General features: G+C 37.7%; 7 protein-coding genes. All 7 read right to left on the reverse strand.

Annotated features, from left to right (window positions below; all coding sequences use genetic code 11):
• Positions 1–1,193 (reverse strand): DNA translocase FtsK 4TM domain-containing protein (locus LE180_RS05615; RefSeq protein WP_374134477.1); only part of this gene is annotated, 1,193 nt, incomplete at its 3' end.
• A 52-nt stretch (positions 1,194–1,245) separates the two neighbouring features.
• Positions 1,246–1,395, reverse strand: coding sequence for a winged helix-turn-helix domain-containing protein (locus LE180_RS05620; protein WP_374134478.1), 150 nt, complete (start codon positions 1,393–1,395; stop codon positions 1,246–1,248).
• Positions 1,396–1,452: 57 nt separating this feature from the next.
• Positions 1,453–1,893: an acetyl-CoA carboxylase biotin carboxyl carrier protein subunit gene (locus tag LE180_RS05625; RefSeq protein WP_374134479.1), complete on the reverse strand. Its 441-nt coding sequence runs from the start codon at positions 1,891–1,893 to the stop codon at positions 1,453–1,455.
• Between the two features lie 5 nt (positions 1,894–1,898).
• Entirely contained in the window at positions 1,899–3,968 is a 2,070-nt protein-coding gene (pnp, locus tag LE180_RS05630) for a polyribonucleotide nucleotidyltransferase (protein WP_374134480.1), read from the reverse strand.
• Positions 3,969–4,082: 114 nt separating this feature from the next.
• The gene (gene rpsO, locus LE180_RS05635) at positions 4,083–4,343 is read right to left on the reverse strand and encodes a 30S ribosomal protein S15 (protein ID WP_374134481.1); all 261 of its coding nucleotides are present in this window, start codon (positions 4,341–4,343) and stop codon (positions 4,083–4,085) included.
• 351 nt (positions 4,344–4,694) lie between these two features.
• Complete coding sequence (locus LE180_RS05640; RefSeq protein WP_374134482.1) at positions 4,695–5,600, reverse strand: lysophospholipid acyltransferase family protein; 906 nt, start codon at positions 5,598–5,600, stop codon at positions 4,695–4,697.
• A 341-nt stretch (positions 5,601–5,941) separates the two neighbouring features.
• On the reverse strand, positions 5,942–6,223 hold the full coding sequence (locus LE180_RS05645; RefSeq protein ID WP_374134483.1) for a hypothetical protein: 282 nt from the start codon (positions 6,221–6,223) through the stop codon (positions 5,942–5,944).
• Between the last annotated feature and the right edge of the window lie 197 nt (positions 6,224–6,420).

Consider the following 6,420-nt stretch of genomic DNA (forward strand, 5'->3'; position numbering starts at 1 on the left):
CTCTTTCCCGAACCTGTGGCGCCTGCAATTAAAAGATGCGGCATTGATGCCAAACTAGTTGCATAGCCTAACCCGTCAGTTGTTTTTCCCAAAGCTAACGTGAGAAGAGAGTGTGAGTTCTTAAAAGACCCGCTCTCTAGAACTCCCCGCAAACCCACAATCGTACTTGAAGGATTTGGCACTTCTATGCCTACGACTGCCTTTTCAGGTATAGGCACAACTCTTATCGATGCTGTGCGCATAGCAAGCGACAAATTGTCTATAACACTAGATACTGCTTGAATTCTTGTACCCGGCGATAAAACTAAATCGTAACGCGTTACAACAGGACCAGGTATAATATCTTTCACTTCAGCGATAATATCAAAATCCGCAAGAGTTGTTCTTAAAAGATCCGCTCTTTTCAAAAGATCATCTTTATTTGTAACAAAAACTGAAGTAGCATCATTTTTAAGCAAATCAACATGAGGAAGTTTATAACTAAAATCACTACTAGCAACTGTTTGTTGTTTGACAACAGACTGCAAAAGAGCTACTTTCCTTTTTTTTTCTTCTCCTTCCTGTTTGCTAACAATATTTGGTTTTATAGGTTCTTGTTTAAAAAAATCAGACTCGTTTTTTTGTTGCGCAACAATTTTTTGAATATCGTTTTGAATTTTTATTTTTTTAGAACTTGTCATGACTTCTCTTAACTTCTTTAAAAAATTATATACAGAAAGAGCAATTGATATTCTTAAAAGTTTTGCAATGAATATTAAAGTAATTGTTACAATTACGGCAAAGCTTAGTTTAATACCAAACAGCTCTTTGAAAAAAGGATATAGCTTATCGCCTATCCAGCCCCCAAAAACTTTCGATTCAAATATAGAATGTATTGCCGAAAATAATATTGACGACGATATCATACACAATATCGACCATATAAAATCAATTCTTCCTCTTATTTTCACAGACTGTCTGATATGTATTACAAAATACCACAACAATATAAGTGGCAAAATATAAGATGCTACGCCAAAAATTTCAATCAAAGCTTTAGAAAACGCACGCCCGAACATTCCTGACTTATCCTGAACAAGAAATACGTAAGCGCTTAAAAAAGCTGCTAAAGCAAAAAGCAGAGCTGCAGCCTCCCTGTTTATTTTAATACTGTTATTCTGATTCCTATTCTTAGCTTTTTTATTTTTCACCACGAGAACAACCCTTTTCGACAGAAAAACTTTTTGGAAGTTATTTTATAGTCAACTACAAAGAAATCTTGTAGCCATACCCAACTTGCGCAATATTAATTTTACATTCTCTCGAAAACCAACCCAACGCAAGGTAAAGTATTGTGTTTGACACACCGAGACTTGCTTTAATTTTTATTGAAGAAGATTTTTCACTTTCTGACAAATACCGTCATATTTCTCCTGCTGCAGAACCTATTTTAGACAACATTTCCCTCATTATTTATACCTTTTCAATTTCAAATAGATCTTGTCCTGAGGTTACAATCTTACCATTTTCCGCTAATATTTTTACTATTTTTGTTTTAAATGTTGCTTTTATTTCATTCATTACCTTCATTGCTTCAATAACGCATATAGTTTTGCCGACTTCAACAATATCGCCATCGCTTACAAACATAGGAGACGATGGAGAAAGAGATTTATAAAATACGCCCGTTATAGGCGACTTTATTGTTTCCAATAAAGAACGAGCTTCCTGTTTTCCTTCCTCAGAAACTACGGAAGATGGCGCAAGAATTTGTTTTTTTGAAAAAACTTCATTGTTATTTTTACGTTTTATGCAAAGACTGTACTCTTCAGAGTCAACCTCAAGCTCCTGTATTTTTTCATCTTTCATTATTTCATAAAGAGATTTTATCTTGCTTTTAATATCATTAGCCATGCTAGTTAGTTTGCTGCCTTTATACTTAAATTGATTCGTCCTTGCTTATCTATTTCAATTACTTTAACTTTAACTTCATCGCCTTCATTAACAACATCTTCAACTTTCTTTGTGTGTTGATTTGAAAGCTGCGAAATATGTATCAAACCTTCCTTGCCCGGCAAAATTTCAGCAAATGCGCCAAATGCCATAAGCTTTACAATTCTCGCATTATATACTTTTCCTATTTCCACTTCAGCAGTCATAGCCTCAACATACTCTTTTACACAATCAACACCGGCTGACTCTGTTCCAGAAATAGATACTCTTCCTGTTTCTTCAATATCTATTGTAACACCATTATCTTCTTGAAGCCTTCTTATATTTTTTCCTCCTGGACCAATAAGTTCGCCAATTTTATTTTGAGGAATTGTTATAGTCACCATACGTGGAGCATAGTTTGAAATATCATTTTTAGGAAGCGAAATTGCGGCATCCATTTTATCTAATATAAAAAACCTTCCGCGTTTTGCTTGATTAAGAGCCTGAGTCAAAAGTTCAATTGTAAGCCCCGAGATTTTTATATCCATTTGGAGAGCAGTGATACCATTTCTTGTACCAGCAACTTTAAAATCCATGTCCCCAAGATGATCTTCCATTCCCATAATATCTGTCAAAATAACATAATTATCACCTTCTTTTATAAGACCCATTGCAACACCAGCGCAACTTGCCTTTACAGGAACGCCTGCATTAAACAAAGCAAGCGACCCCCCGCAAACAGAAGCCATCGACGAAGATCCATTTGACTCTAATATGTCTGACACTATTCTTATTGTATATCCAAAATCTTCTTCACTTGGCAAAATTGGTCTCAAAGCTCTTTTTGCTAAATTACCATGACCAATTTCTCTTCTGCTAGTAAATCTTTCGCTCTTAGCTTCGCCGGTTGAAAAACCCGGGAAATTATAATGAAGCATAAAACGTTCTTTGTATTCGCCCGCGAGCTCATCCATAATCTGCATATCGCCGGGAGTCCCGAGAGTTACAGTTACCAACGCTTGAGTCTGCCCTCTTGTAAACAGACTGGAACCATGCGCCCTTGGAAGTACGTCAGTTTCACAAGTTATAGATCTTATTTCTTCTAATCCACGTCCATCCGTACGAATTTTTTTATTTAAAACAAGTTCTCTTGCTTTTTTATAGAAAATATCTTCTAAAACTGCATCTATTGCAGAAGAAGATTCTTCAGGATACTTTTCAATAAGCTTTGCGGATATGTCTTTCTTAAATGAAGCCCAAAAAATTTCTCTTTCGGCTTTTTCTTTAATTACGACGCCAGCCTCAGCTTTTTCAATTGCTTCAGCTTCTATATCTGCTTTCAATGCTACGTTTTGCTGTGGCGCTACCACAGTCACTTTTACTCTTGCAGGCAATGTTTTTTGGACTAAACATATCGATTTTACTGTTTCCCTAGCAAGATTCAAAGCTTCGAGCATTTCTTCTTCTGAAAGCTCTTGCGCGCCTGCTTCAACCATTGTCAAAGCTTCCTCAGTTCCGCTTACAACTAACTCTAAAACACTTGATTTTTGTTCTGAGATTGTAGGATTTACAACAAGTTGACCGTTTATTTTACCTATTCTTGCAGAAGCTATAGGCGTCACAAACGGCAAACTAGATGTACATAAAGCAACTGAAGCCCCCAATATAGCCGCTGTGTCAGAATCGTTTTCTCCATCATGCGAAAGAACAATAGCAGATATCTGCGTATCGTTTCTCCAATATTCAGGAAACAAAGGTCTGATACTTCTGTCTATAAGTCTGCTTACCAATATTTCACTGTCCCTAGGTTTAGCTTCTCTTCTGAAAAAACCGCCGGGTATCCTACCAGCTGCATAGGTTCTTTCCCTATAGTCAGCGGTTAAAGGCATAAAACCTATGCCGGGTTTGGGGTCTTTCGAAGCAACTACTGTAACCAAAACAATCGTTTCTCCCACTGTTACGACGCAAGAACCGCTTGCCTGTTTTGCAACTTTGCCGGATTCAATAATAAATTTTTTACCGGCAACTTCTATTTCTTTTTTAAAACATTCCATTTTAACTCCATCGCCCGGCATCAACACAAAAGATCCAAATAAACGCCTTACAAACTGCTTACTAACAAGGCGTTTTCTTGCATCCTTTGCGAGTCCGCCGAACCTTTATTTTTTTTACTTTCTAAGATCTAATTTTTTGATTAAAGAAGAATAATTTCCTTTATCGTGCCTCTTAATATAATTTAATAATCTTCTCCTTTGTCCTATCATTTTAAGAAAACCAACTCTTGAGGCAAAATCTTTAGGAAATTTCTTAAAATGGTCAGAGAGATATTTAATCCTCGTCGTAAGAATAGCAACCTGCACTTCAGAAGAACCTGTATCAGTTGCATGCGTTTTGTACTGCTCGACTATTTCTTTTTTTACAAATGCCATCTTTATTGCTCCTTGCTTTTTTAATGTCCTAATAGCGCTACAACTCGGTGAATTGTATCAAATATTTTGTTTTCTGTCCAATTTTCTTGTAAAGGTTCATAACACATTAGACTTTTGTCAGCCAAAGCAAAAGTGCCAAAATTTTTACCGCTGAACTTTATTCGATTCACACTTTTTGGGCAATTTTAGAACTTGCGAAAAATGCCGAAACATGCCGTTTGTCGTCACAAACAAAGTGAAAAATCCAAATCTGTTTGCGTCATTCCCATGAAAATGAGAATCCAAATTAATCGTTAGGCAAAATTGATCTCCGATTTCTCGATAATTACAACGAGTCTTTTGCTCGTCTAATTATTTTTCATTTGGCAAGGTGTTCCACCTACGATGAAACCAAAACCACTGATCCGGATTTTCACGAATTACTTTTTCAAGCCTGTTGTTGTATATAGAATTGATTATTTCAATATCTTTCTCTTCGTCACCGGTGTTTGGCATAGGAATTTCTTCCACTTTCATTTTCATACTGCCGTCTTTTTGACGAACACCAAAAGCCGTGATTATAGGACTTCCGGCACGTATTGCAAAAAACGCAGGACCCTTCGGAGTTGAGGCAAGTCTTCCAAAAAACGGCAGAAAAATGCCTTGGCGACCTGCATCTTGATCTCCAAGAATGGCAAGAACCTGATTTTTTCTTAAAGCTCTCACAATACGTCTAAATGACATTTTATCATCTCTTTGAAAATCTATTACATTAAAACCCTTTTTATTTCTAAAACTGTTTATCATCATATCAACAAAATCGTTAGATTGCTTGGCCACAATAAGCGCAACAGTATATTTCTTTGCAAATGCAAGAGCGGATAACTCCCAGTTTCCAAAATGAGCTGACAATAAAACTAATCCTTTGCCCCTGGCAAGAGTTTCATCTATCACTTCGTTATCATATATCAACATTTTTTCTATTTCCGAATCAGGCATTTTTGAGATAAAAAACATATCAACAAAAACCTTCGTAAAAGTTTTATAAGTCTTTCTTGCTATTGCAATAACTTCTTTTCTGGACTTTTCAGGAAAAGACAAAGCGATATTTTGCAACACCTGTTTTTTTCTAACAGGTACAAAATGGAACAACACAAACGCAAGTACGCGTCCAACGAAATGGGCAAGCGACCTTCCCAACAAATACATTGCGCACATCAATATTCTTAAACCAACATATTCCACATAATTTTGTAAGTTTGTTCTCTCAACAACCATTTTACTAAATTTCCTTTTTATGCGCGCTTTTTATTTATACTCGCCTTTACCAACAAAAGTTTACCAAGTAAACGTACCAAAAATTTTGGAAACAAATCCAATTTCCTCAAATTTGGGAATTTAAAGTTTTTTAAATTAAAGCTCTTAGTATCTTCGCCTATAACCTCAATTTTATTAAAAATATCCCTTGTTATTTTTAAATTTTTTAACAAATCGCTCGCGCTCGTAAGTTTCTTTTTTTTAATATAAATCCCAAACTGCGAAGACTTTTTATACTACAATTCCACTGTCTTCAAACTTCTTCTCCAACTTGTTCTTCGCCATCAAAATTCTCCTCATTTTCATCGGAAAACGCGCTTGATATCCTTCTCAAGCGTCCACGCCGCACACCATATATTTCTCATCCATGACTCCACCGTCTTCGCATACCCCCGCCCCGACAGCGCCTTAAACGTCGCCTTTGACGCCACATTCAACTTCTCCTGCGCCTCCGCCCCAGCCAATTCAGACCTCCTCGCCGCCACCTCCGCCCCTGCTGCTTCCACCGTCCTCACAAACTCCGCCATCAGCACCTTCATCACTTTCACCTTCTTAAGATCCGTCGGCTTCGCCACCCACGCCACATCCGTCTCCTCCTTGGCGATGACGAGGAGGAGACGGATGTGGCGAGGGTGGCGAAGCCGACGGATCTTAAGAAGGTGAAAGTGATGAAGGTGCTGATGGCGGAGTTTGTGAGGACGGTGGAAGCAGCAGGGGCGGAGGTGGCGGCGAGGAGGTCTGAATTGGCTGGGGCGGAGGCGCCACCTCCGCCCCTGCTGCT

The sequence above is a fragment of the Candidatus Endomicrobiellum pyrsonymphae genome (assembly GCF_020328025.1).
In the GTDB taxonomy this organism is placed as follows: domain Bacteria; phylum Elusimicrobiota; class Endomicrobiia; order Endomicrobiales; family Endomicrobiaceae; genus Endomicrobiellum; species Endomicrobiellum pyrsonymphae.